The following is a 25,546-nucleotide window of genomic DNA, read 5'->3' as shown; positions in this document are numbered from 1 at the left end:
AGAAAAAGGTGAAGGAATCCATCCCTCACCTTTTCTTTTTATTGCGAAAAACCATGCACTATTTATTTGGCAGGTGCCTCTTCTCCCGCCACATCATGATAAAACGCTTTTACCAGCCGGCTATCTGGCAGCGAATTCAATACGGCGATAAACCACTTTCCTTCTTTCCGTACTACCTTACCTTTATAATAACCTACCTGCATCAGCTGTATTTGTCCAGTGGTCAAATCAGTCCATAAACAGGAACTATACATGCTTACTTTGACGGTGTCATTCTCTCCCGGGAAAAATTGCATATTCGTAATCATATGCCGGGGCTGAAAATGACTATTTTTAGTACCCATTAATAACGAATCTATTTTAGCGGTCCAGTTCTTCTTTCCCCGAAACTTCACCCCATCTATTTCTCCCCGGATATTATCGTCCATAAACGCCACACACTTATCCAGGTGACCATTATCAAAATGCTCACAAAATCCCAGTATTACTTTTTCAATTTGCTGTTCCTCTTTAAACGAAAACCCACTATTCTCACTGGCATTTGATAATGCAGCAGAATCAGCAGCAACAGGTTTTTCTTTGGGAGATGAATCACAGGAAAAGAGGCTTGTTAAGCTACAAACCAGCGCGATGGCTATAAGGGAATGTCTGAACATCAGGTGCGTTTTATGATATAACAAAACAAACGCATAATAAGTTTTGTTATATCATAAAATTTTCTCCCTATAAAAATATCAAATGGGAGATACCCATTTATAAAGGACAATTCTGATGGTAGTCAATGAGTTCAATAGGCGTATGGGCCAGTTCAATGCCTTTGTAATAGGCTTCTATTTCATCCAGCACCACTTCTACTTCTTCTACGGTTTTCAGGGTCACCAGGCGGCTCCTGAATTGTTTGATATCGGGTAACCCTTTCAGGTAATTCGCGTAGCAACCACGCATTTCATTAATGCCCTGCACCGGTCCTTTCCATTCTACGGATAAGCGCAGGTGTTTTTTACTCACGGCAATACGTTCTTCCAGGGTGGGCCCCGCCATCAATTCACCGGTATTTACATAGTGCTTGATTTCACGGAACAGCCATGGATAACCGATAACAGCGCGGCCAATCATAATGCCGTCAACGCCATAACGGTTCTTATATTCCAGGGCTTTCTGCGGACTGTTGATATCGCCATTACCAAAAATGGGAATATGTATACGGGGATTATTCTTTACTTTTCCGATCAGGTCCCAGTCTGCCTGTCCCTTGTACATCTGGCAGCGGGTACGGCCATGAATGGCCAGGGCTTTGATGCCCACATCCTGTAAACGTTCTGCTACTTCTTCAATATTTTTGGAATCCTCATCCCAGCCCAGTCGCGTTTTTACCGTTACCGGCAGCTTAGTGGCCTTTACACAGGCGGCGGTCAAACGCACCATCAGGTCCAGGTCTTTCAACACACCCGCACCTGCACCTCTTCCAGCCACCTTCTTCACCGGACAACCAAAGTTGATATCCAGCAGGTCCGGATTAGTGACGTCCACGATTTTAGCAGCCATCGCCAAACTGTCCTCATCTCCGCCAAAGATCTGTATGCCTACCGGACGCTCATATTCGAAAATATCCAGCTTTCTCCTGCACTTGATGGCATCACGGATCAATCCCTCACTGGAAATAAATTCAGTATACATCAGGTCAGCACCGGCATCCTTACACACCGCCCGGAACGGGGGATCACTGACATCCTCCATAGGAGCCAGCAGCAAAGGAAAATCAGGTAGCGTTATGTTGTCAATCTTTACCAAAATCTATAATTTTTCACAGCAGGCCGCAAAGATAAGCATTATATAGCTTTTAGCCGTTAGCTTTTAGCTTTTAGCAAAATGTAGTGGAAATAAACATATAATATATCCTCCGCTGCATTTTGCTAAAAGCTAACGGCTAAAAGCTCCCAAAAAATCGCTACATTCCATTGGTATAATCTTTGGCCCCGCTCCTTAAAATACTCCATATGCAAAAATTTGATGCAATTGTCATTGGATCTGGTCAGGGTGGCAACCCGCTGGCCAAAAAAATGGCAGCAAAAGGCTGGAAAACAGCCATGGTGGAACAACGTTACGCCGGCGGCACCTGTATCAACGATGGCTGTACCCCCACCAAAGCCATGATTGCCTGCGCAAAGGTTGCTCATACTGTTTTTCACAGCAAGCTATGGGGAATACACAGCCATGGCTGCATGGTAGATCTTCCATTTATCGTAGCCAGGAAAAATAATATAGTGGAAGAATTCAGGGACTCCACCGTCAAAGGATTACACACTAAAGACGTTGCCTGGTTCCATGGCACCGCTGCTTTCACAGATAACAAAACAGTGAAAGTAACCATGGATAACAACGAAACAACCCTCCTCACTGCAGATCATATTTTTATCAATACCGGCACTACGCCTCATATACCACCTATTCCCGGTTTGACTGATGTCCCCTATCTCACCTCTACCACCATCCTCGATGAAGTAGTAGTTCCCCGCTCACTGATCATACTGGGTGGCAGTTATGTGGCATTGGAAATGGGACAACTCTATCAGCGTTTAGGCAGTAACGTTACTGTTATTGAAACCTCGCCGCAATTAGTGTCCAGGGAAGATCCTGATGTGGCAGCCGTGATAAAAAAAATGCTGGAATCTGAAGGACTTCAAATCTATACCGGCACACAGGCCGAACGTGTCACAAAAAAAGGGAAAGATATCCTCGTAGATATTGTGACCGGTACCAGCCGGGAAACACTCACCGGCACGCATATACTGGTAGCTACCGGTCGCACACCACAAACCGCTGCATTACAATTACAACACACACAAATACTCACCGACGAAAAGGGATATATACAGGTAAATGATCAGCTGGAAACAACAGCAGCAGGCATTTACGCACTGGGAGATGTAAAAGGTGGTCCTGCCTTCACACATATTTCTTACAATGATCACCTCATTATTTATAAAAATCTGTTTGAAAATGGTACCTTTTCCGCCAAATCACGACAGGTACCTTACTGCATGTTTACCGATCCTCAACTGGGTCGTATAGGCATGACCGAAAAAGAAGCGATGAAAGCAGGCATTCCCTTTAAAATTGCGCATCTCTCTATGGACAAAGTGGCGAGAGCCATCGAAACCGGGCAAACAAGAGGCTTTCTGAAAGCCCTGGTGCATCCGCAAACGGATGCGATCCTGGGCGCTGCCGTCATTAGTGCGGAAGGAGGAGAAATCATGTCGTTGTTACAAATGGCCATGTTGGGTGGCATCACTGCTGCGCAACTACGTGAAATGGTATTTGCGCATCCGTTGTATGCGGAATCATTGAACAACCTCTTTATGACCCTGGAAAAATAGGCTTCAAATTGAGCAAGTTTTTCCCCATATTATCCTATAAAGCAAATGATTAAACTGGAGCATGTCTCGAAAAACTTCGGCCCGGAAAAAAAAGTGGTAAATGATATTTCCTTTGAAGTAGCACCGGGAGAAACGCTGGTGTTATTAGGTACCAGCGGTTGCGGCAAAACCACTACCCTGCGCATGATCAACCGGCTACTGGAACCAGGTAGCGGTCACATCTATGTAAATGGAAAGGAAGTACGACAATTACCTCCGGAAACACTTCGTCGCAGCATTGGCTACGTACTGCAAAATACCGGCTTGTTTCCTCATTATACCGTCAGCGAAAATATCGGTGTCGTACCTACGCTGCTGAAATGGGATAAAGCACGTATCCATGAACGTACCTTCACGTTAATGGACAAACTCCGTTTACCGGCAGCAGATTACGCCGACCTCTATCCGCATCAGCTCAGTGGCGGACAACAACAACGTGTAGGCCTCGCCCGTGCGCTGGCCGCAGATGCGCCTGCGCTGCTGATGGATGAACCTTTCGGTGCACTCGATCCACTCACCCGCATCAGCGTACGAAAAGAATTCAAAGCCCTCGATGAAATCAATAACAAAACAATTATACTGGTCACCCATGATATAGAAGAAGCCTTTGAACTAGGTACCCGCATTTGCCTCATGAACGAAGGGCGCATTCAACAGATCGGCGCGCCGGCAGACCTGCTGTTTCGCCCTGCCAATGATTTTGTACGCTCCTTCCTTAATCCGCAACGCCTGCAACTGGAACTAAAAGCGCTTGCCATAAAAGATCTCTGGACATGGCTTCCGGCACATACCAGTACAAGCAATACGGTGCCCCTCACGGCCGAAAGTACCTGCTGGGAAGCCCTGGAAACACTGACTTCCAGCCCGGCCACCGTGGTATATCAACAGGAACAAAAAGTAATTGACGGGAATGGATTAATGGCGGCAATAGCTGCCTGCAAAAAATAATACAACTGCATGGAAACACCGGAAACCTTTTTGGACTTTATACAACAACAATCCGGCAAACTGCTGGAACAAACACTCACGCATACCGGTCTTACTTTTATATCTGTATTGCTGGCGGTGGCCATCGGCGTGCCTGCCGGCATCCTGATTACCCGCAGAAAAAGACTGTCGGTTTGGGTGCTGGGATTTGCCGGCGTCATGCAAACCATTCCCAGTATCGCCCTGCTGGGATTCATGATTCCATTGCTTGGCATCGGCCCAAAACCAGCCATTGTAGCATTATTCCTCTATGCCCTGCTGCCCATTATACGCAATACCTTCACCGGTATTAACGGCGTAGATCCCAGCGTAACAGAAGCGGCTACCGGCATGGGCCTCAGCAGGCGGCAACTGCTCTATAAAGTACAATTACCACTGGCACTCCCGGTGATCATGGCAGGCATACGTACCGCCACCGTTATCAACGTTGGCGTAGCCACACTGGCGGCGTATATTGCTGCCGGCGGCCTGGGAGAATTCATTTTCGGCGGCATCGCATTAAACAATACCCATATGATGCTGGCAGGGGCAATACCCGCCGCTTTACTGGCCATCTTATTCGATTGGCTGCTGTCGTTATTGCAAAATATCAATGTCCGGAAAGCGCGTAAAATGCTGTATCTCCTGCCAGTGATCCTGTTGGGGCTATCCTCTTTCTACCTGCTGCCCAACACTTATCATTCCAAAATGCTGGCAGGCTTTACGCCGGAATTCATGGGCCGGAAAGATGGCTACCTCGGGCTGAAATCCGTATATGGTTTACGTATACCCACACTCGTCATCAGCGATATGATCATGTATAAAGCGGCCTACGAAAAAAAGCTGGACGTTATCAGTGGCAGCAGCACCGATGGCCGTGTAAAAGCCTTTGATCTGATGGTATTGGAAGATGATAAACATATCTTTCCTCCTTACTACGCGGCACCTATTGTGCGCAACGAAACACTGCAACAATACCCGGAACTGGAACCGGCACTCAACCGGCTGTCTGGTACAATTAATGATAGCATTATGACGGAATTGAACTACCACGTCGACTATCTGAAAGAGAACCCGGAGAAAGTGGCGAAAGACTTCCTGGTAGCGCAAAAATTATGGAAACCGGCTGGTAGCCGCAGCAAAGGCAGCATCCGCATCGGCTCAAAAATATTCGGCGATGGCTACATCCTTGCCAATATGTACAAAATGCTGATTGAAGGATATACCGATCTTTCTGCTGTCACCAAAACAGGGCTGGGTGGCACCAAAATAGTGTTCGATGCCTTAACCAATAACCAGATAGATATGTACCCGGAATACACCGGTACCGGCTTACTGGTAATACTACAGGCCCCACAACAGGTAACAGACAGTATTATCAGCGATCCGCAAAAAGTATACGACTATGTAAGTACCGGGTTTAAAAAACAATATGACATCAAATGGCTCAAACCTATCGGCTTTAATAATACCTACGCATTGATGATGCGCAGAGCAGACGCAGAAAAATTACATATCAGTAGTATTTCCGCATTTACCCATTACGTGAACCAACAGTAACCACCTGTAATATGCTTTTGCAAAAAGAATACGAAACCGTGCGCAGGCGAACAGAAGATATCTGCGCGCCACTGAAAACAGAAGACTACGTTGTACAACCTATCGTAGATGTAAGTCCGCCCAAATGGCACCTGGGCCATACTACCTGGTTCTTCGAAACATTTATACTGGTGCCTAACGCTAAAGGATATACGGTATTTGATCCGCAATACAATTATGTGTTCAACAGCTACTACGAGTCAGTAGGCGCGCGGGTGATCCGCACCAACAGGGGAAATCTCAGCCGCCCTGCAGTGGAAGACATTATGCGTTACCGGAAATATGTGGATGAAGCTATGCTGGCTTTCCTGGATAGTACGCCATTGACACCGGAACTACAGGCGCTCTTTACATTAGGGCTAAACCATGAAGAACAGCACCAGGAACTATTATACACCGACATTAAATACATCCTCGGACATAATCCCCTATTTCCGGCTTATGACCCGTCACGGAAAGATACTATCCCGGTGAACAATCAACCCGGTTCATGGTTAAATATGAGTGCCGGTATATATGATATTGGATTTTCGGGAGATGGATTTTGTTTTGATAATGAACTGGGCCGACATAAAGTATATCTCGCAGATTACAGCATCAGTCATGCCGTGGTGACCAATACCGAGTATCTCGACTTTATCCAGGCTGGCGGCTACCAGGATTTCCGTTACTGGCATGCAGAGGGATGGGACTGGGTAAAGAATAACCAGGTCACAACACCCATGTATTGGTACAGTATCGATGGTCAATGGATGCATTACACCTGGCAGGGGCTGCAGCCCTTAATGCCGGATGCACCTGTAACCCATGTTAGCTATTATGAAGCGGCGGCCTACGCCGCCTGGAAAAATGCCCGGCTACCCACAGAATTTGAATGGGAAGCCGCTGCCCCTCAGCTAAACTGGGGACTTCGCTGGGAATGGACAGAAAGTGCTTATCTGCCCTACCCCGGGTTTGCCAAAGCACCCGGAGCAATCGGCGAATACAATGGCAAATTTATGGTAAGCCAGATGGTATTAAGAGGCGGATCAGAGGTAACTTCTCCCAACCACAGCCGTATTACTTACCGTAATTTTTTCCATCCTTCGCTAAGATGGCAATTTACCGGGATCAGATTGGCAAGATGATTGAGCAATCGTTATGAAATGAAAAGAATTTTTTGAGACAGCCTCCTGTGATCAGACAAATTCACTTTCGAACATCAAAACCCTTGTATGACTGTAATTCCAACAATGCTGACGTGTAAGCGGAAGCCCGCCACCGACACATTTTACCATGATGTAATAAAGGGGCTCAGCGCACCGCAGAAGTACCTGGATCCTAAATATTTTTATGACGCCGCCGGCGATGCCCTCTTCCAGCAGATCATGCAATGCCATGAATATTATCTGACAGGCTGCGAAATGGAAATCCTCCGTACCCAATCGGCACAAATAGCTACTGCACTGCAAAACTATGCAGGTGAATTCGACCTTGTAGAGTTAGGCGCCGGCGATGCCACCAAATCAGTACACCTGCTCCGGCAACTACTGGACAACGGGGTAGACTATACGTATTTCCCCATAGATATTTCCGGCAACGTTATCCAAAACCTGGAAACATCGCTCCCCGAAAAACTACCGGGGCTGCGGCTCCATGGCCTGCATGGGGAATACTTCCATATGCTGCAGCAGGCAAACCGGTATACATCCCGCAAAAAAGTACTGCTGTTTATGGGCGCCAACATCGGCAACTTCAGCGTAACCGCTGCCAGTAATTTCTGCCAGCAGCTACGGCAGTATCTTCAGCCAGGCGATTTGTTGCTCACCGGCTTTGATCTGAAAAAACATCCGCAGGTAATCCTCAATGCATACAACGACAGCACCGGTATTACCCGTGCATTCAATTTCAACCTGCTGCATCGCATCAACCGGGAACTGCAGGCGGATTTTGATACCACAAAGTTTGATCACTTCCCGACTTACGACCCCGGAACCGGTGCCTGTAAGAGTTACCTGGTCAGCCTGGAAGACCAGGTAGTGCATATTGGTGACGACTTCGCCGTTAATTTCGCAGAAAATGAAGCGCTTTACATGGAAATTTCACAGAAGTACAGCCTGGAAGAAACAGATCAACTGGCCGCTTTTGCAGGATTTAAGCCAGTGGCCCGCTTTTTCGACAGGAAACACTGGTTTGCCGATTGTCTCTGGAAATGCATATAAAGCAGGCTAGTGCCATGCGCCTAACATACGGCGTACGGCTACAATTTCACCCGTGTGATAACTGGTATGATCCAATAATAAAATTGCTTCTCTGAACAAATGCTGCCCGTTTCCCCAGGGAAACGGGCTAAATATATCCGCCCCCGGCGCTTCCAGCAACCCGATAAATGCGTGGAGATCTTTCTCTACCTGGCTGATGCTATGCTTCCACTCCGCATCATTGGCCGGCGCCACGGCTTCCGGCCAATAAGCCTTTGGCCATTCTATTTCCTTATATTCCGGGTTCCTCGAAAAATCAAGGATATCGTACTGCGTAATGCGGATATGCTCTACCAACTGCCAGATACTATAGGGCATACGTGGAGGTACTTCTCCTCTTAATTCCGCTGGCAATGATTTCACCGCATCTGCAAATGTGACGTGCGCATTTGCTTTCAGCAACATGTCCTTTAAAGATTTTACCAAAGTAGGCGTATTCATAAGATGTGTTTTGATCTTGATAATATCAGGCGCCTTTATTATGCTTCCTGAAAGTGAGATGCGTTAACAAATTAACGCTTTAACAATCAATATCGGTCAAAGTTGCTAACGAGATGTTAATCTAAATTCATTTTAATCGCTTTTTCACCATTCTGATAACCTTCTGTTTTGATTTACAAATCTCCTTCCGGCAGGGATTATCATTGCATAAAATTATATACTCAACCAAATCCATGCAATGGTAAAATTCGCTTTAACGTTAACCATCTTATTAGGTAGCATTCATCTGGCTTTATTTGCGCAGAGAGAAGTCAAAGGACTGGCATATGATAAAGATACTAGAAAACCATTGGAAGGAGCAACTGTACTACTATTTACAGCCGAAAAATCGATTTTGAAAGGACAGAGTCAATCGGATAAAGCCGGTAACTTCGAAATAAAGAATGTACCTGCCGGAAACTTCATGCTCACCATCAGCTATATGGGATATACGGCTGCTACCATTCCATTATCCTTCACTGAAAAAGTGAAAGTACATACCCTCTCGTTACAACAAACAGGGTTGACAAGAAACGCCATCACCCTGGCAGGCATCAGCATTAAACTCAACAAACCTATCTTCACCATCCGTAAAGATACCATTGAGTTTTCCGCGGGTGATTTCCAAACCGCAGAAAATGCTTCCATGAAAAACCTGTTGCAAAAGATCCCCGGCCTTACAGTAGATGCCAACGGAAAATTTTTCTATATGGGCAAGCAAATCCACGAGCTGTACATAGACGGCAGAGCCGTATTTCAAACCGCTGCCAACTCCTCCGGCGATCCTCAAAAAATTTCGCAATTACTGCAGGCTAACCTGGTGGATAAAATACAAATAGCTGATAAAAAAGGACTAGATGGTTTGCAGGAAGGCGGAAAAAACGAAAAAGTCATTAACATCACCATCAAAAAAGAATTAAAGAAAGGGATCAACGGATCCATAGGTGCAGGATACGGCTCAGACGATCATTACAATATAGCCGGTGCCGCCAACATGTTCCGCGATAATAAACAGATCATTACCAATGTCATCCACAATAATATCAACACTTCTACCGCCCCCTCCTCCACCGACGAAAACCAGAACCAATTGGACAATTTTGGAGGAATAATGACCAAAACCAATGCCCGGGGAAACATCTCTATTGACCTCACCAAAAAAACAAAACTGACGGCAAACTACTGGCATAACGACTTTGATATGCGTAACAACCAGCTGCTGCAACGTGACAACATACTACCAGACAGCAATTTCCGCTACAACAACAGCACCCGGAGCACCAGCAATAGCAGTTTTAATGTACTTTATGGCAACGTGGTATCGCAACCAAATGACAACAATATCATCACCATGGATTTTATGGGTGACCTTGGAAGAAATGACATCAACAGTAATAATAACTATACTTCACTGGGAGGAAAAAATAATGATACCATCAATTTTGGAAATATCTTCAACAAGGAAACCCGGAAAAGAAATTCCTTTAATACCGGAGGTAGCTTTATTCACACCTTCAGTAAAGAACTGGGTAGTGCCAACTTTAACATGAACATAGAACAAAATAATACACGCAACAATCAAAATAACTACAGCCTTAATTCACTGCAGGCAACCAACCGGGCAGACACCATCGATCAGAAACTATCTAACAGATTAAATGTCCGGAAAATCAACCTGGGAGCAGGATATCAATATCCGATCAGTAACGGTATTTTCCTGAGCGCCGGTTACAAATACAGCAATGCCGTGACCGAAAGTAATCAACAGGCATTTGATTTTGATAACATCAAAAGAGGCTATGACATCTTAAATAAACCATTGACCTACGACTTCCGGAACAGGTACACTATTCACATATTCAGTACCGGCATTGTTGTCAACAAAAACAAATTACAGGGGCAATTGCAACTGGCATATAATACCACCAGTTCTGTCAGCAATAATTATACAGAAGGGAAAGAATACCGCCAGCGAATCAATTACTTCGCACCCAACATTTCTATGACGTACAAAATCAATAACTATAAATCACTAAATTTATTTGCCTCCAGGGATACCAGGATCCCTAATACAGGCACTTCCATGCTACCGGTCATCTCCATCCAAAACCCGCTGTACATTCAACTTGGCAACCCGGATCTGAAACCAACCATCAACAATTCAGGTAATATCAGCTACCAGTCGTTTAGTGTAGACGGCCTCACATTTAACACCGATATAGGATTCAACCTCCCCGAAAATGAAACCACCGCCTCCATATCCTCTGACTCCAGCGGTAAACAAATCAGCATGCTGGTCAATACAAACGGTAATTATGACATCACGCATAGCATCGCACTGGGCAAACGCTTCAGTAAATCGGGCCTCACATTGAATTACTTTATCGCAAACCGCTTCGGACACGCCATCTCTTTTGTCAATGAAGTCAGAAACACCACATCCACTTTTACCTCGCTGCAATCATTAAACGGATCCTGGACCTATAAGAAATTGCTGGAAATAGAAGGTGCATTTAATGTACAGTATATGGGTAATTCCTACTCTATCCAGGACAACCGGTATTATGACTACACCAATTATAGCCTGTCAACATCCGCCAATCTCTTTCTGCCGCTTAATTTCAACTACGGCGCGTCGGTTACTTATTACAACAATACCAATCAACGGCAGCAATATGTGGTTGTAAACACCTGGATTTCCAAAACGTTTTTACCAGATAAAAGTCTACTGGTAAAGATATACGTGTATGATCTGTTCCGGGAAAATCAGGCGCTGCTTACCTTGCAAACACTGTATTACATAGAACAACAACGCAATACCGTACTGTCCCGCTATGGCTTGCTCAGTGCTACCTGGTTTTTTGGTAAGAAAAAAGCGGCTGCAGCGCCTGGTCCCCGTACTTTATAGAGTACCAGTCAGCCCCCAGAGCTGCCCGTTCGCAATAGTATTCACCCACACTTTATTTCCCTCCTGGTAACCCTTCAACTGCGCCTCCGCAGCGTCAAAAGAAAGATCATTTAATATCGCATACTCCTTGGTGGTCAACGTAGGAAAGTAGGTGAACAACTCCAGGTCTTTGGCATAGGTCCGGGCAGTTGCGGCTGGTAATAATTTATGCAGGGCGGTCGTAAATACCTGGTAAGGCTTGGCGCCATATACCAACTCTGAACGGCCGCTTTGATCAATAAAAAAGATAGACGGGAATCCACGCACACCCAGCTGCTTACCCAATGCCAGATCCGCATCAAACAATGCCTTCCCCTGCCGGTCAAAATCCTGCTGTAACTGCAGTATATCCAGCCCTGCAAAAGCAGCTGCTTTTAATACCGGTTCCGGCTTGCAGATATTTTGCTTTTCCATAAACAACAATTCCCGCATACGTCGTAAAAAGATCACAGCACGATGCTTATCCTGCAGCTGCGCCGCCTTAAACCAGATAGACGGCGGATAAGAAGATGGCAAGGGATCTTCCAGCCACACGTTCCCGTCAATAGGCATCTGGTAATGCAGGCTTACTTCATCCCAGTGATGCGCCACGTCTGAAGGCCCGCTGATCCCTCCGGAATTATAAACATCCCAGCCGGGTAGCAATCCGCCCATATGATAACTGATATCCAGCACATGCCCATATTCGAGCTTTAAACGGCGCCATTGCGGTTCAATGCCCCAACAGGTGGAACAGATGGGATCCGTAAAATAAATCAGTTTTAATGGTTTATCGGCCGATTGTAAGCCATTTGTAGCAGTGGCATCTGTAATAGCCAGACCCGGAATCTCACAAACACCGCTCACCGGATCACAAAATATAGGTTCTTTCATACTTAAGAATTTACGCGTGGCAAAGATAGCAGAAAGCATAAAGCTGAAAGCAAAAAGCTATTGTAGCGAGTGAAAAGAGCGAATGAATACTTAAATATCCGCTCCTATTACTCGCTACAATAGCTTTTTGCTTTTTGCTTTCTGCTTTATGCTTTCTGCTCTATAATCAGTTTGCCGGTTTCTCCAGTAACTTGAAGAACTGATCCAGTTGTGGCAATATCACGATCCTGGTTCTGCGATTCGCTGCTTTGCCTTCTGGTGTATCATTAGAGGCTATCGGCAGGTACTCTCCTCTACCAGCAGCTGTCATACGTGCCGGTGGAATGTTATACTGATTTTGCAGGATACGTACTACAGAAGTCGCTCTCTTTACACTCAGATCCCAGTTGTCCAGTAATACGTTCGGGCGGTAAGGCACATTATCTGTATGACCTTCTACCATAAATTCAATATCCGGTTGTGCAATCAGTACCTTGGCAACTTTACCAAGTACTTCTTTTGCTCTTTCATTGATATCATAACTACCGCTTTTAAACAGCAGTTTATCGGAGATATCAATATACACCACACCTTTATCTACCTTAATGTTGATGTCTTTATCATCCATATTACCAATAGCACCTTTCAGGTTCATCACCAGCTGCATATTCAGGGAGTCCTTACGAGCGATGGCAGATTGCAGATCCTTGATGTAAGCGTCTTTCGCACCAATATTATCCAGTGATTTTTTAATACTTTCTGCCTGGGAACTGGAGATAACAGACAGTTCTTTCAAATGATCCAGCATCTGGGAGTTGTTGGTTTTCAACTGTTCCTGCTGCTCTGTCAGATTCGCTACTTTATCTTTATACGAAGCGGCTGCGCGTGCAGCATCTTCTTCGCAATTTCTCAGCTTACCATAGGTAGCACGGTACAAACTATCCAATTGCGCGTTTCTTGCCTGTGACTCCCTTAATTTTCTCGGAGCGGAACAAGAAGCGAAAATGGTTACTAAAGCTACCGGCAAGGCTAATTGTACTACTTTCATAAAAATGTTATATTTAAATAATCTAACAAAAAAGTATATATGATTTATTAGGGATGCAATGGAAGTATCCGCTATACAGCAAATAACAGGCCGAAGCACCCATCAGTCCGTTATAAAGTGATTAGAAGCCGGGAAAAGCATTTTCAGGAAACGCAAAAACACGGGCCACGCCTGTTTAACCTGCTTTATTCATAAAAAAAAGTTAATGTTTTCCAATATCTAAGTAACTTGTCCGGCAGAGTACATGCTGTATCTGTTTTCTATTAATTGCTGAAATGTATGAGAAAGGTGGTTTCTTCGGGTCAACCAACAATAAAGGAAATTGCAAAAAGGCTGAATATCTCTGTATCTACGGTTTCCAGGGCGTTACATGATCATCACAGTATTGGGCTGAGAACCAAAACAAGGGTAAAAGAACTGGCTGCTGAGTTGAATTATGAACGCAACCAAACGGCGATCTATTTCCAGCAAGGTAAAACCTTCACCATAGGCATCCTTTTGCCGGAATTGTCAGAAGCTTTTTTTGCCAGTGCCATCAGTGGTATTGAAGATACTGCCTATAGTAACAATTACACCGTATTGCTGGGTCAATCGCATGATGACGAAGCCCGGGAAAAACAAATCATTCAAAGTATGAAACAGCACCGGGTCGACGGCTGCATCGTTTCTATCGGAAAAAATACCAGCAACTACGAACATTTTGAAATGCTGCAACAGGCACGCATTCCGGTAGTGTTTTTTGACCGCATCCCGGATCTGCCCAATATGCACTCCGTGTCCTGTAACCTCGAATCAGGTACAGTACAGGCAGTCGATTTCCTGCTCAAACAAGGTCATCGCGTTATCGGCATGATCAATGGACCAGAAACCATGGTTGCCAGCAAAGAACGCGCTGCCGGCTATAGCCGCGCATTACACAAGCATCGCCTGAAATACGACCCTAAACTGATTGTCAACGCCGACCTCACAGCCGCTGGCACCGAAGACGCCATGAAATACCTGTTGTCACTGAAAAGAAAAGTAACTGCCATCGTTACGTTCAATGACTATGTAGCCATGGACGCCGTGCAATACGCCCTGAAACAAAAATTGGAAATAAATAAGGATATAACTTTTGTATCTTACGCCAATACACCGGTAAGCGGTTATACAGCATTCCCTCCTGCTGCTTCTGTAGAGCAATTCCCGTACGAACAGGGACAGGCGGCTACCAATATGCTGTTAGCTATTTTAAATGGAGAACACGCGCTGAACGATTATCAACGCACTATTATGGAGTCACAACTGGTGATTCATCACCGCTAAAATACCGCTGGTTATCGACAACCCTGCCACAGCGGGTAACCGTGGCACAGGTTTATCGACTTCATTGTTCGCTGTCTATTCTGCTGCTTTTCAAGCTAAATTCACTGTTCTAAAAAATGTTCACTGTTCTATTAATTGCTACAACGATTCTACACGTTTTTTTTAACATTTCATGTACGCAAACGCTTGCGTTATCAGCGCAAGCGTTTGCGTAACCCGCTTAAAATGCAAAGCTTAAAGCAAAAAGCTATTAAGGCGACTGACAAGAATGAATGAGTAATTTCAATACTCCCTCCCATCAGTCGCCTTAATAGCTTTTTGCTTTAAGCCTTATGCTTTCTGCTATTTCAAATGTGCATCAAAATAATCAGTGATTTTCTGCATCAGATGTACCCTGTCTTTTCCCAATACATTATGTAAATGTCCGGGATATACAAAGTAGTCAACCTGCACTTCATTATCTACACAAGCCCTGATGAAATCAAGTGAATGCTGCCATACCACTACATCATCATTGGTGCCATGAATCAGCATCAGGTGCCCCTGCAGGTTTTTAGTTTTTGTCAGCAAATTGGCATTGGCATAACCCTCTTGATTTTCCTGGGGTGTATCCATATAGCGCTCCGTGTACATAATTTCATACATGCTCCAGTCAATCACCGGGCCACCCGCTACTGCTGCCTGAAATACACCAGGATGGCGCAACATCAGGGAAGTGGTCATAAAGCCCCCGAAGCTCCAGCCATGGACACCCATCTTCTTTTGATTGATGTAAGGCAGTGATTTCAGGTAAGCGACTCCCTGTAACTGATCATTCATTTCTACAGTGCCTAACTGCCGGAAAGTAGCCTGTTCAAAAGCCTTTCCACGGTTATCGCTGCCACGGCCATCCATCGTAAAAATAACATAGCCATGCTGCGCCATGTACTCATACCAGAGATTGCCACTGAATGGATATGTGTTACGAATCAATTGTACATTCGGGCCATTGTACAGGTATACCACCACCGGGTAGGTTTTGGTTGAATCAAAATTCACCGGCAATATCAGTTTACCATACAACGGTGTACCATCATCAGCCTTCAGCGTAACCGGTCTGATTTGAGGACGTTGAAAATCTTTCAGCGGATCTGCTGCGGTGATCAGGTTTTGTTCCCATTTACCGGAAGTAGCGGTTATTCTCGCTACATATGGTGTAGTGCCGGAGCTATAAGTATCCAATACATAACTACCATTGCTGCTCACCTGCGCATCATGCCATCCTGCTGCTTTGTCGAGGCGCACAAATGGCGTGGCGGACGCTGGTTTGCGGTAATTGGTGATATAAATATGCTTTTCCATCGGCCCTTCTTTCGAAGCGGTGAAAATCACGTCGTTTTGTTTCACATCTACCAACTCATTTACCAGCCAATCACCTGATGTAATTTGTTTTAACAGCTTACCCTGGTTATTATACAGATATAAATGCTGGTAACCACTCCTTTCACTGAACCAGATAAATTCATCCGGCTTGCCTGGAACAAAAGTAAGCGGATGTGTAGGATGTACATATTTCACGTCTGTTTCTTCAAACAGTGTTTTTACCAAATCACCGGTGGTGGCACTGTACTGGTTCAGCCACAAATGATTCTGTTCACGGTTCAGCAAGCCGATATATACATACTGCTGATCCGGTGACCAGGTAACGCAAGTCAGGTAATGATCTGCCGGTCCGCCTGTTTTCAGGAAAATAGTTTTTTGGGTAGATGGCTGATAAACACCCAGCGTTACTTCGTGAGAAGTGCCGCCTGCCATCGGATATTTGATATTGTTGTTGTGCGCGGGGGTTACAGACCAATCAATGATAGGATAATCCTTTACCATGCGCTGATCCATGCGATAAAACGCTAACAGGTCACCCTGTGGGGAAAAGAAAATGCCTTTGTCGATGCCAAATTCTTCACGGTGCACACTTTTACCGTTCACAATATTTTCATCCGCATCGTTGGTGACTGCTTGTACCGCGCCATCTGCGGTACGGATAAAGAGATTATTTTTTACCGTCCAGGCAATCTGGCTGCTTTTGGTATTCACGGTAATATTTTCTGCTGCTTCCGGCAGTTCGCACCACCGGGAAAATTGCATAGCACCGTTTTGCAAAGTGCCTTTATACAGTACATTGCCTGCACTAAACCAGGCATTGTCCGCAGATATCCAGTGCAGGGATGGTAATCCACGCAAAGGCTTTGTTGCAAATAATTGTTGATTAAGATCTGCGAGCCGCAGTAAAGTATCTGTTTTAATGGTGCTACCATTGAGGGTATTCTTTATCCAGGCTACGCTACCATTTGCGATCACCACCTGGCTATAAGCATTTTGACCGGGCACCCATTCAAACAGTTTTAGCCGTTCCGGCGCCAGTTGCTGTCGAAGCCCGTTGGTGGCTTCTGCCATGGTATACTGGCGTTGCTGTGCTGTTACGTACAACCCACTAGTCATCCATCCTGTCAAAAGCAATAGAAAAGCTTTCTTCATCTCTCTTTTTGGGGAGCTAAATTAAGGCTTTAGCTGTTAGCTTCCCTGCCGTTCAACAAAAAATGCAGCGAGGAAACGTGTTCCCCGCTGCATGTAGCTATCATTAGAAATATTTATGCCTGTTGGTTACTTGCCAGGTGTCTTCTCACCCATTCTTTTTCTTCTGGTAGTAAGTAATCGGCCCTGGTTTCGGTGATCCAGGAAAATGTTTTTTTGATCTCCGCTTTTGCAGTACGGAACCGGAATAGAAACTCCATGCCGAGCATCAGGTCCGTAAATCCATTCTTCACCGTTTCTATGGTCATACGCGCGCTGCTGCGCCGTTTCGACAACAGCTCCGTAATCCTTGCGGTCACGGCTTGTATGGCCTTTTCATCTGCATATTTGTAGATAGCTTCCATGGCCTCAAATTTCAATTGTCCACGCAAAAGATAGCGCTGGTAAAACATCGCTTCTTTTTCCTTTTCAATGTCCGCCATGGTAGCGAAAGCGAGACTTTTAACGTCCTGCCGGTGGTATTCCAGTAGTCTGCGCAAAGCAGGAACGCTTTTTTGCGTACCTATTTTATGCAGTAATAAAGTAATATAGTAGATGTCGTACTCGTTGGACGTCCGTTTTAACAGGGACAATGCCCAGTCTTCCACTGCGGGGTTATGGGTGCCTTTCAGCGCCAGCAGGGCGGAACGACGTATATTATTATTAACCGATAAAGTATTATTGAGCAATGGTTCCAGGTTGATATATCCCGGAATAGTAAGGCCGCGTTCAAGGTCCTGTTGAATAGCGGTAATCATATCAGCATCCTGCTCTATTCTGAGGCGATCTAATAAAAACCGGATTACTTCAGGGTCATTGGTGTTTCTGGAGAGCTGAGTGATGATAAATAAAGCGGCGCGACGTTTATCTTTGTCGGATTCCTGGTCAATGTATTGGTACAGCAGGGGAATATATGCATGATTTGCGAGTTGCTCCGCCTCGCGAAGTGCCTGCCAGCTGGTGGTCTGGCCATTATGCAATTGTTCCGAGCGGTCGCATATCCGAGCTACGAGGTTAGTAAGATAGTCAATCATCATTAGTTATTTTGATCTGCTACCCCTGCATTTTCAATTATCATACCAACCTGAACAAGTCCGGGCAGGCCGACTTCAACAATTAACAGTTTTATGTTACATTTGCCCCTGTATTTTCGGACAGGTATAGAACGTAAAGCATGCACATACTACTCAAGAACGTAAAGATTATAGCGCCTTCCTCTCCCCTGCATGGGCAGCAAAAAGATATTTCTATCCAGAACGGCATCATTCAACAGGTGGCAGACAACCTTGAAGATGCACGTGCGACGGTCATTTCAGGTAATAACCTGCATGTTTCCGCCGGCTGGATGGATGTTTTCGCACATTTCTGCGATCCCGGACAGGAACATAAGGAGGACTTGCAAAGCGGCATCAAGGCAGCAGCCACCGGTGGATATACTACCGTGATGATTGTGCCTAACACCCAGCCGGCATTGCATACCAAACCGCAAATCGAATATGTACTGAGCAGAACCCGCCATTCGGCTGCAACTGTTCTGCCAATTGGCGCAGCCACTAAAAATGTGGAAGGCACCGGCCTGGCGGAAATGTATGAAATGCAGCAGGCAGGCGCCGTTGCATTTTCTGATGGCCTGAAACCTTTACAATCGCCGGGGTTAATGCTAAAAGCCCTGCAATATATCAAGGCTTTTGACGGCACCCTGATACAATTACCTGACGACCAGAGCATTTCTGCCCACGGACTCATGAACGAAGGCATTTACTCTACCCAGCTGGGCATGCCAGGGAAACCTGCGCTGGCGGAAGAACTGATTATACAACGCGATATTGAGCTGGCTAAATACACCGACTCCCGCATTCACTTTACCGGCATCAGCACCCGCAAAGCCGTGGAACTGATTGCCGCCGCAAAAGCAGACGGTGTAAAAGTTACCTGCTCTGTTACGCCGTATCACCTGTCACTCACTGACGCCCGCCTCATTAATTACGATACCCACCTGAAAGTAAATCCGCCACTGCGTACTGCAGACGACGTGAAAGCTTTGCAGGAAGCCGTATTACATGGTACTATCGACTGCATTGCGACCCATCACCTGCCGCAGGACTGGGACGCCAAACAGCTGGAATTTGAATATGCGAAAAATGGTATGATCGGCCTGGAAAGCACCTTTGGTGTACTCAGACAATACCTGCCCCAGCTACCATTAGAGCAGTTGATTAATATGCTGACCATACAGCCACGTAAAATATTCGGGCTCACACAACCCGTGCTGCAGGAAGGCGCCACCGCTAATCTGACCGTATTTGATCCGGAAACCAGCTGGCAGTTTACCACTGGACATATTGCTTCCCGGTCCAAAAATTCAGCGTATATTGGCGAACAACTGAAGGGTAAAGTATATGCCACTGTGAATGGACCCGTTTTTCATATAAATAATTAACCTATATGCAGCAAAACTCTAACCCAGGCGTGAAATGGGGAATAGTAGGTGGTATTGTCATCGTATTTTTAAATGTATTGACTTACGTGGCAGGACCTGAAATATTATTCTCCTGGTGGAATGGTCTTATCCAAATGGCTGTTTTTATTGTATTTGCAGTACTGGCTGGAAAAGAAAAGAAAAAACAACTGGGCGGGCTGATCTCTTTTAAAGACGCATTGAAACCTGTATTTACTACTTTTATTATTGGTGCTGCTATCATAACAGTTTACCAATACATCCTGTATAAATACATTGATCCGCAATTGGTAGATGCATTAAAACAAAACCTGTTGGAATCTACGGCCAAATTATTGCACAGGTTTAAGGCGCCACAGGAGGAAATAGACAAACAACTGGATGAACTGGCAAAAACAGATTTCCATGTTGGCCTGGCCAAATCGTTCATGGATTTCCTGAAATTGGTTATTTCCTATTTTATTATATCAGCGATTATTTCACTGATCATACGTAAGAAACCAGCCCAAGGGCAGCAATTATAATACTATTCTATTAAGATGAACATATCCGTAATCGTTCCTTTAAAAAACGAAGAAGAATCTTTACCAGAGCTGGCTGCATGGATTGAAAGAGTCATGGATGCACATCACTTCACCTATGAAGTGTGGATGATCGATGATGGAAGTACCGACGACTCGTGGGGAGTAATTCAACAACTGGCTGCGAAAAACCCACATATCAAAGGCATCAAATTCCAACGCAACTATGGTAAATCTGCTGCACTGAATGAAGGTTTCAGCGCTGCCCAGGGAGATGTTGTCATCACAATGGATGCTGACCTGCAGGATAGTCCCGACGAAATTCCTGAATTATACCGCATGATTGTGGAAGATGGATATGACCTCGTGAGCGGATGGAAAAAGAAACGTTACGACAACGCTGTTACTAAAAACCTGCCTTCTAAATTATACAACTTTACCACTACCCGTATGAGCGGTGTAAAGCTGCACGACATGAACTGTGGTTTGAAGTCGTACCGCAAAAAAGTGGTGAAGTCAATAGAAGTATATGGCGAAATGCACCGCTACATTCCGGTCATCGCCAAATGGAACGGTTTCCGTAAAATTGGCGAAAAAGTAGTAGAGCACCGCGCCCGCAAATACGGTGTTACCAAATTCGGATTGGAACGTTTTATCAACGGCTTCCTGGATCTGGCCACCATCATGTTTATCGGCAAATTCGGCAAACGCCCTATGCACCTGTTTGGCGCCCTGGGTTCCCTGTCGTTTTTTGTGGGTTTTGTGATAGCACTGTACCTGGCAATTGCAAAAATATTTTTTGATAAAGTGAATATGACAGACAGACCCCTGTTTTATCTTGGGCTGTTATGTATGATCATCGGTTCCCAGTTATTCCTGACCGGGTTTATCGGTGAACTGGTTACCCGTAACGCTACCGAACGTAATATTTACCTGGTAGAAGAACGGATGGACCATACCCAAAATGTTACGGATGACGATTTACAACTGTCGAAGCTCGCTGACCGCCAGCTTTAATCCGGTAATTCATTATTCGTAATTTGTAACTATGGCTAACAAGAAGAAAATACTGATTTTAGGTACAGCCTATCCTTTCCGGGGTGGGCTGGCTGCTTATAACGAGCGACTGGCAGAGGAATTACAGCAAACAGACGAAGTGGAAATATGGACGTTCACCCTTCAGTATCCCAAACTGTTTTTCCCTGGCAAAAGCCAATACTCTACTGATCCTGCGCCCAAACACCTGACCATCAAACGGCTCATCAATTCTGTGAACCCGCTGAACTGGTTAATAGTAGGCCGGAAAATCCGGAAAATGAACCCGGATATCATCATCTCCAAATACTGGCTGCCTATTATGGGCCCCTCACTGGGTTCTCTCCTTCGCCTGGGTAAACGCAAACACACGAAAGTGATTGCAGTACTGGATAACGTAGTACCGCATGAAAAACGCCCCGGCGATGTAGCTTTTACCAAATACTTTCTCAAGCCTGTAGATGCTTTCGTGGCCATGAGCCAGTCAGTATTGAACGATTTGCGTGTATTTGAGCCGGTGAAGAAAGCCACGCTCATCCCCCATCCTATTTACGATAACTACGGCGCGCTGATTACCAAAGAAGCCGCCAGGGCCCAGTTGAAGCTCCAGCCAGGCAAACGATATATCCTGTTTTTTGGATTCATTCGCCAGTATAAAGGACTGGATTTACTACTGGAAGCCATGGCTGACGAACGCCTGAAAAAACTGGATGTTCATGCTATCGTTGCCGGTGAATATTACGAAGATTCCGCTCCTTACCTGGAGCTGCTGAATAAGCTGCACCTGGGAGATCGGGTGTTGATGCACACCGATTTCATTCCCAATGAAGCCGTTAAAAATTACTTCTGCGCGGCCGACCTTGTAGTACAACCTTACAAAAGCGCCACACAGAGCGGTATTTCGCAGATTGCCTATCATTTCGAAAAACCAATGGTAGTCACCAATGTAGGCGGACTGGTAGAAATGGTGCCTGATGGCGTAGTAGGCTTCCAGGCCGAGCCTGATCCGGCTTCCATTGCTGCTGCCATTGAAAAATACTTCGTGGACAACCGGGAAGCCGATATGGTTGCCGCATTGCGCAAAGAAAAATTACAATACTCCTGGAGCCGGTTGGCGAAAGAAATACATCATTTAGCAGAAAGCTGAAAGCATAAAGCAAAAAGCTATTGAAGCGATTGATAATAGCGGATTATTTAAATACCATCTTTCGCTTTCATCAACCGCTTCAATAGCTTTTTGCTTTATGCTTTCAGCCTTCCGCTCAAAAAAACGACCATGATATACAGAAGCAAAGCTCCTTTACGAATTGGCCTCGCTGGTGGTGGCACAGATGTAAGTCCGTACTCGGATTTATACGGTGGCGCCATTCTCAATGCTACCATCTCTTTATATGCCCGTGCTGCAATAGAACCACGTACGGATGGTAAAATAATTTTTGAATGTGCCGACAGAAGAGAAACCGCTTCCTATGATGCCGTATACCCTTTACCGTTAGATGGTACACTGGATATTCTCAAAGGAGTGATTAACCGGGTGCAAAATGATTATGGTTCACTGCCGGCCACTGGTTTTAAGCTGACTACCTTTGTAGATGCACCTGCCGGATCCGGTTTAGGCACTTCTTCTACCCTGGTAGTAGCCGTGCTTGGCGCATTTGCAGAATGGCTGAAACTGCCGTTGGGGGAGTACGACATGGCTCACCTCGCGTATTCTATTGAGCGGGAAGACCTCCAACAGGCTGGTGGTAAACAGGATCAGTATGCAGCCACTTTCGGCGGCGTAAATTTCATGGAGTTTTACAAAGGCGATAAAGTAATTGTAAACCCGCTCCGCATCAAGGAAACCAACCTGCACGAGCTGGAAAACAACCTGGTATTATTCTATACCTCTACCAGCCGCTTATCGTCCTCCATCATCTCAGAACAACAGAAAAACGTAACTGATAAAAAAGACGCTTCCATTGAAGCCATGCACCACCTGAAAGAACAGGCGGTGATGATGAAGGAAGCATTATTAAGAGGTACCATTGATAAAATCGGTGAAATCCTGGATTACGGATTTGAATATAAAAAGAAGATGGCCAAAGGCATCACCAATCCCCAACTCGATGAAATATACGAAGCAGCCCGCAAAGCCGGCGCCAGCGGAGGCAAAATTTCAGGTGCAGGCGGCGGTGGCTTTATGATCTTCTATTGCCCTAAAAATACCCGCTTCGCAGTAGTAGATGCCCTGAGTGGTTTTGGTGGCGATGTAAAACGCTATACCTTTACCAACCATGGTATTCAAACCTGGAGTATTTAAGGCTACACCAAATCAAAAACCTGTTTTATGAAACAACAAATTATCAACAAGCTCCGCGAAAGTATATCGGTAAAAGAAGCCATTTGCCAGGATGAGCCACTGTTGAACACGATAAAAGTGGTAGCTGATACCATTACCCACAGCCTGCAAACAGATCATAAAATTCTTTTTTGTGGCAACGGCGGTAGCGCAGCGGATGCACAACATCTGGCAGCAGAGTTCTCCGGTCGCTTTTATAAAGACCGCATGCCTTTGTACGCTGAAGCGCTCCACTGCAACACTTCGTATATGACGGCGGTAGGCAACGACTACGGCTACGACCAGGTATACGCCCGCATCCTGAGAGGAATAGGTCGCCCCGGCGATGTGCTGGTAGCGATTTCTACTTCCGGTAATTCTGCGAACCTCCTGGAAGCTATCAAAGTGGCGAAAGAACAAGGTATGATCATAGTGAGCATGACTGGCAGCACCGGTGGTAAGATGAAAGCAGGAAGCGACTACCTGATCAATATTCCTTCTACAGATACCCCGCGCATACAGGAAGCACATATCACCGTAGGACATATTATTTGTGAAATAGTAGAAAACAACCTGTTTGCCTGATGGTGCACGAATGTATTGTACTTGCCGGAGGCTTAGGTACACGCCTGCGTAGTGTAGTGGCTGATAAGCCCAAATGTATGGCGCCTTTGGGCGATCATCCGTTTTTATACTACCTGCTGCAGTATCTCCACAAACAAGGCATCACCCACGCCGTATTATCCCTGGGGTATTTATCCGAACAAGTGATCAGCTGGTGCAACAACACGGCCTTGCCGCTACGTGTATCCTTTACCGTTGAGCCGGAGCCGCTGGGCACCGGTGGCGGCATACTACACGCTTTGCCGGCATTGGAAGGCAAAGAAGCATTTATTGTCAACGGTGATACTTACTTCGATGTAGATCTGGCAGCATTCTCCCGGTTTCATCACGACCGGCAAAGTCCACTGTCGCTGGCACTGAAACCCATGCAGCAATTTGACCGCTATGGCAGCATAGAACTGGATGCACAACAACGCATCAGCGCTTTTCATGAAAAGAAGTTCTGTGCAGCAGGACTGATCAACGGAGGCATTTACCTGACGAATACCGACTTTTTACATAGCTTGTCTTTACCGGAAAAATTTTCTTTTGAGAAGGAAGTCCTGGAGCCAGGCGCCGCTGCGGGCCGCTTATTCGGCTTCGTCAGCGATACTTATTTCATCGATATCGGCATTCCGGAAGATTATGAGGCCGCCCAAAAAGTATTGGTATCATGACGTTATTTCTCGACAGAGATGGGGTAATTAATGAGGAAATCCGCGATGGATATGTGCTTCGCCCGGATATGTTTCAATTCAGTGAAGGCGTGCTGGCCGCAATGCCCATACTGGCCAAACATTTTGAACGTATCCTGGTGGTGACGAATCAACGCTGCATTGGCCGCGGCTTACTCACTATAGCAGGGTTACAGGAAATTCATGCGCACATGTTACAGCAAATTGAGCAACAAGGAGGACGGATAGACAACATCTATTTTTGTCCGGATGTGGATAGCAGCAGTCCTTGCCGCAAACCGGCCATCGGTATGGGGCTACAGGCTAAACAGGATTTTCCCGCGATCAATTTTACCCAGGCTGTCATGGTAGGCAATACGTTGAGCGATATGCAATTTGGAAAAAGCCTGGGCATGCAAACCGTATTTATTCCATCTACCCGCCCGGAAGTACCGTTTCCTCATCCGCTGATTGACCAGCGATACCAAAACCTGTTGCAGTTTGCACAGTCTATACAATAATTCCAGTCCCG

At 45.6% G+C, this 25,546-nt stretch carries 22 protein-coding genes; 15 read left to right on the top strand and 7 right to left on the bottom strand.

All coding sequences use genetic code 11. The features are described 5' to 3' along the window. Positions 1–62: 62 nt before the first annotated feature. On the bottom strand, positions 63–656 hold the full coding sequence (locus J7623_RS15785; protein WP_291921950.1) for a nuclear transport factor 2 family protein: 594 nt from the start codon (positions 654–656) through the stop codon (positions 63–65). A 97-nt stretch (positions 657–753) separates the two neighbouring features. After that, complete coding sequence (gene dusB / locus J7623_RS15780; protein ID WP_291921947.1) at positions 754–1,791, bottom strand: tRNA dihydrouridine synthase DusB; 1,038 nt, start codon at positions 1,789–1,791, stop codon at positions 754–756. A 206-nt stretch (positions 1,792–1,997) separates the two neighbouring features. Between dusB and J7623_RS15775 the strand changes: the two genes are divergently transcribed. The 5 genes from J7623_RS15775 to J7623_RS15755 all read left to right on the top strand — a co-directional run bounded on the left by J7623_RS15775 (position 1,998) and on the right by J7623_RS15755 (position 8,182). Further along, positions 1,998–3,377: a mercuric reductase gene (locus tag J7623_RS15775; protein WP_291921944.1), complete on the top strand. Its 1,380-nt coding sequence runs from the start codon at positions 1,998–2,000 to the stop codon at positions 3,375–3,377. Between the two features lie 45 nt (positions 3,378–3,422). Beyond that, positions 3,423–4,364: an ATP-binding cassette domain-containing protein gene (locus J7623_RS15770; protein WP_291921941.1), complete on the top strand. Its 942-nt coding sequence runs from the start codon at positions 3,423–3,425 to the stop codon at positions 4,362–4,364. A gap of 9 nt (positions 4,365–4,373) precedes the next feature. Beyond that, positions 4,374–5,942, top strand: a complete 1,569-nt coding sequence (locus tag J7623_RS15765; RefSeq protein WP_291921938.1) for an ABC transporter permease/substrate-binding protein — start codon at positions 4,374–4,376, stop codon at positions 5,940–5,942. 11 nt (positions 5,943–5,953) lie between these two features. Continuing rightward, on the top strand, positions 5,954–7,108 hold the full coding sequence (egtB, locus tag J7623_RS15760; protein ID WP_291921935.1) for an ergothioneine biosynthesis protein EgtB: 1,155 nt from the start codon (positions 5,954–5,956) through the stop codon (positions 7,106–7,108). Positions 7,109–7,195: 87 nt separating this feature from the next. Then, a complete protein-coding gene (locus J7623_RS15755) occupies positions 7,196–8,182 on the top strand; it encodes an L-histidine N(alpha)-methyltransferase (protein ID WP_291921932.1) in 987 nt (328 codons plus the stop codon). A 6-nt stretch (positions 8,183–8,188) separates the two neighbouring features. On the opposite strand, the gene J7623_RS15750 is transcribed toward J7623_RS15755, so the two are convergent. Next, a complete protein-coding gene (locus J7623_RS15750; protein WP_291921929.1) occupies positions 8,189–8,662 on the bottom strand; it encodes a DinB family protein in 474 nt (157 codons plus the stop codon). A 238-nt stretch (positions 8,663–8,900) separates the two neighbouring features. Between J7623_RS15750 and J7623_RS15745 the strand changes: the two genes are divergently transcribed. Further along, positions 8,901–11,609 carry an outer membrane beta-barrel protein gene (locus J7623_RS15745; protein ID WP_291921927.1) on the top strand — a complete coding sequence of 903 codons (2,709 nt, stop codon included), beginning with the start codon at positions 8,901–8,903 and terminating at the stop codon, positions 11,607–11,609. Here J7623_RS15745 and J7623_RS15740 read toward each other — a convergent pair. Next, the gene (locus J7623_RS15740) at positions 11,604–12,521 is read right to left on the bottom strand and encodes a DsbA family protein (protein WP_291921924.1); all 918 of its coding nucleotides are present in this window, start codon (positions 12,519–12,521) and stop codon (positions 11,604–11,606) included. The genes J7623_RS15745 and J7623_RS15740 overlap by 6 nt on opposite strands. 166 nt (positions 12,522–12,687) lie before the next feature. Beyond that, entirely contained in the window at positions 12,688–13,548 is an 861-nt protein-coding gene (locus J7623_RS15735) for an OmpA family protein (protein WP_291921922.1), read from the bottom strand. Positions 13,549–13,827: 279 nt separating this feature from the next. Here J7623_RS15735 and J7623_RS15730 point away from each other — a divergent pair, with 279 nt between their 5' ends. Beyond that, positions 13,828–14,853, top strand: coding sequence for a LacI family DNA-binding transcriptional regulator (locus J7623_RS15730; protein WP_291921919.1), 1,026 nt, complete (start codon positions 13,828–13,830; stop codon positions 14,851–14,853). A gap of 342 nt (positions 14,854–15,195) precedes the next feature. Here the strand turns inward: J7623_RS15730 and J7623_RS15725 are convergent, their stop codons facing one another. After that, positions 15,196–17,367 (bottom strand): DPP IV N-terminal domain-containing protein, encoded by a 2,172-nt coding sequence (locus J7623_RS15725; RefSeq protein WP_291921917.1) that lies wholly within the window; start codon positions 17,365–17,367, stop codon positions 15,196–15,198. Positions 17,368–17,480: 113 nt separating this feature from the next. After that, the gene (locus J7623_RS15720) at positions 17,481–18,440 is read right to left on the bottom strand and encodes a hypothetical protein (protein WP_291921914.1); all 960 of its coding nucleotides are present in this window, start codon (positions 18,438–18,440) and stop codon (positions 17,481–17,483) included. Between the two features lie 137 nt (positions 18,441–18,577). Here J7623_RS15720 and J7623_RS15715 point away from each other — a divergent pair, with 137 nt between their 5' ends. The 8 genes from J7623_RS15715 to J7623_RS15680 all read left to right on the top strand — a co-directional run bounded on the left by J7623_RS15715 (position 18,578) and on the right by J7623_RS15680 (position 25,535). Beyond that, the gene (locus J7623_RS15715; RefSeq protein ID WP_291921911.1) at positions 18,578–19,843 is read left to right on the top strand and encodes a dihydroorotase; all 1,266 of its coding nucleotides are present in this window, start codon (positions 18,578–18,580) and stop codon (positions 19,841–19,843) included. Positions 19,844–19,848: 5 nt separating this feature from the next. Then, entirely contained in the window at positions 19,849–20,385 is a 537-nt protein-coding gene (locus tag J7623_RS15710; RefSeq protein WP_291921908.1) for a DUF4199 domain-containing protein, read from the top strand. A 15-nt stretch (positions 20,386–20,400) separates the two neighbouring features. Beyond that, positions 20,401–21,399 carry a glycosyltransferase family 2 protein gene (locus tag J7623_RS15705; RefSeq protein WP_291921904.1) on the top strand — a complete coding sequence of 333 codons (999 nt, stop codon included), beginning with the start codon at positions 20,401–20,403 and terminating at the stop codon, positions 21,397–21,399. A 31-nt stretch (positions 21,400–21,430) separates the two neighbouring features. Continuing rightward, entirely contained in the window at positions 21,431–22,564 is a 1,134-nt protein-coding gene (locus tag J7623_RS15700) for a glycosyltransferase (protein ID WP_291921901.1), read from the top strand. Positions 22,565–22,693: 129 nt separating this feature from the next. Then, positions 22,694–23,719 (top strand): dehydrogenase, encoded by a 1,026-nt coding sequence (locus J7623_RS15695; protein ID WP_291921898.1) that lies wholly within the window; start codon positions 22,694–22,696, stop codon positions 23,717–23,719. 27 nt (positions 23,720–23,746) lie between these two features. Beyond that, complete coding sequence (locus J7623_RS15690; protein ID WP_291921897.1) at positions 23,747–24,322, top strand: SIS domain-containing protein; 576 nt, start codon at positions 23,747–23,749, stop codon at positions 24,320–24,322. Beyond that, positions 24,322–25,017 (top strand): nucleotidyltransferase family protein, encoded by a 696-nt coding sequence (locus J7623_RS15685; RefSeq protein ID WP_291921895.1) that lies wholly within the window; start codon positions 24,322–24,324, stop codon positions 25,015–25,017. The genes J7623_RS15690 and J7623_RS15685 overlap by 1 nt, the downstream gene beginning before the upstream one ends. After that, positions 25,014–25,535 (top strand): HAD-IIIA family hydrolase, encoded by a 522-nt coding sequence (locus tag J7623_RS15680; protein ID WP_291921892.1) that lies wholly within the window; start codon positions 25,014–25,016, stop codon positions 25,533–25,535. The genes J7623_RS15685 and J7623_RS15680 overlap by 4 nt, the downstream gene beginning before the upstream one ends. Positions 25,536–25,546: the final 11 nt, after the last annotated feature.

Source organism: Chitinophaga sp. (assembly GCF_017745275.1).
GTDB lineage: Bacteria > Bacteroidota > Bacteroidia > Chitinophagales > Chitinophagaceae > Chitinophaga.
Note: the sequence above shows the minus strand (reverse complement) of the source record. Positions and strands in the feature narration are given on the sequence as shown.

Excerpts from the sequence above, each read along its gene's own strand:
- J7623_RS15785 (WP_291921950.1), bottom strand. The coding sequence starts at position 656 with ATGTTCAGACATTCCCTTATAGCCATCGCGCTGGTTTGTAGCTTAACA.
- J7623_RS15775 (WP_291921944.1), top strand. The coding sequence starts at position 1,998 with ATGCAAAAATTTGATGCAATTGTCATTGGATCTGGTCAGGGTGGCAAC.
- J7623_RS15770 (WP_291921941.1), top strand. The coding sequence starts at position 3,423 with ATGATTAAACTGGAGCATGTCTCGAAAAACTTCGGCCCGGAAAAAAAA.
- J7623_RS15765 (WP_291921938.1), top strand. The coding sequence starts at position 4,374 with ATGGAAACACCGGAAACCTTTTTGGACTTTATACAACAACAATCCGGC.
- egtB (WP_291921935.1), top strand. The coding sequence starts at position 5,954 with ATGCTTTTGCAAAAAGAATACGAAACCGTGCGCAGGCGAACAGAAGAT.
- J7623_RS15755 (WP_291921932.1), top strand. The coding sequence starts at position 7,196 with ATGACTGTAATTCCAACAATGCTGACGTGTAAGCGGAAGCCCGCCACC.
- J7623_RS15750 (WP_291921929.1), bottom strand. The coding sequence starts at position 8,662 with ATGAATACGCCTACTTTGGTAAAATCTTTAAAGGACATGTTGCTGAAA.
- J7623_RS15745 (WP_291921927.1), top strand. The coding sequence starts at position 8,901 with ATGGTAAAATTCGCTTTAACGTTAACCATCTTATTAGGTAGCATTCAT.
- J7623_RS15740 (WP_291921924.1), bottom strand. The coding sequence starts at position 12,521 with ATGAAAGAACCTATATTTTGTGATCCGGTGAGCGGTGTTTGTGAGATT.
- J7623_RS15735 (WP_291921922.1), bottom strand. The coding sequence starts at position 13,548 with ATGAAAGTAGTACAATTAGCCTTGCCGGTAGCTTTAGTAACCATTTTC.
- J7623_RS15730 (WP_291921919.1), top strand. The coding sequence starts at position 13,828 with ATGAGAAAGGTGGTTTCTTCGGGTCAACCAACAATAAAGGAAATTGCA.
- J7623_RS15725 (WP_291921917.1), bottom strand. The coding sequence starts at position 17,367 with ATGAAGAAAGCTTTTCTATTGCTTTTGACAGGATGGATGACTAGTGGG.
- J7623_RS15720 (WP_291921914.1), bottom strand. The coding sequence starts at position 18,440 with ATGATGATTGACTATCTTACTAACCTCGTAGCTCGGATATGCGACCGC.
- J7623_RS15715 (WP_291921911.1), top strand. The coding sequence starts at position 18,578 with ATGCACATACTACTCAAGAACGTAAAGATTATAGCGCCTTCCTCTCCC.
- J7623_RS15710 (WP_291921908.1), top strand. The coding sequence starts at position 19,849 with ATGCAGCAAAACTCTAACCCAGGCGTGAAATGGGGAATAGTAGGTGGT.
- J7623_RS15705 (WP_291921904.1), top strand. The coding sequence starts at position 20,401 with ATGAACATATCCGTAATCGTTCCTTTAAAAAACGAAGAAGAATCTTTA.
- J7623_RS15700 (WP_291921901.1), top strand. The coding sequence starts at position 21,431 with ATGGCTAACAAGAAGAAAATACTGATTTTAGGTACAGCCTATCCTTTC.
- J7623_RS15695 (WP_291921898.1), top strand. The coding sequence starts at position 22,694 with ATGATATACAGAAGCAAAGCTCCTTTACGAATTGGCCTCGCTGGTGGT.
- J7623_RS15690 (WP_291921897.1), top strand. The coding sequence starts at position 23,747 with ATGAAACAACAAATTATCAACAAGCTCCGCGAAAGTATATCGGTAAAA.
- J7623_RS15685 (WP_291921895.1), top strand. The coding sequence starts at position 24,322 with ATGGTGCACGAATGTATTGTACTTGCCGGAGGCTTAGGTACACGCCTG.
- J7623_RS15680 (WP_291921892.1), top strand. The coding sequence starts at position 25,014 with ATGACGTTATTTCTCGACAGAGATGGGGTAATTAATGAGGAAATCCGC.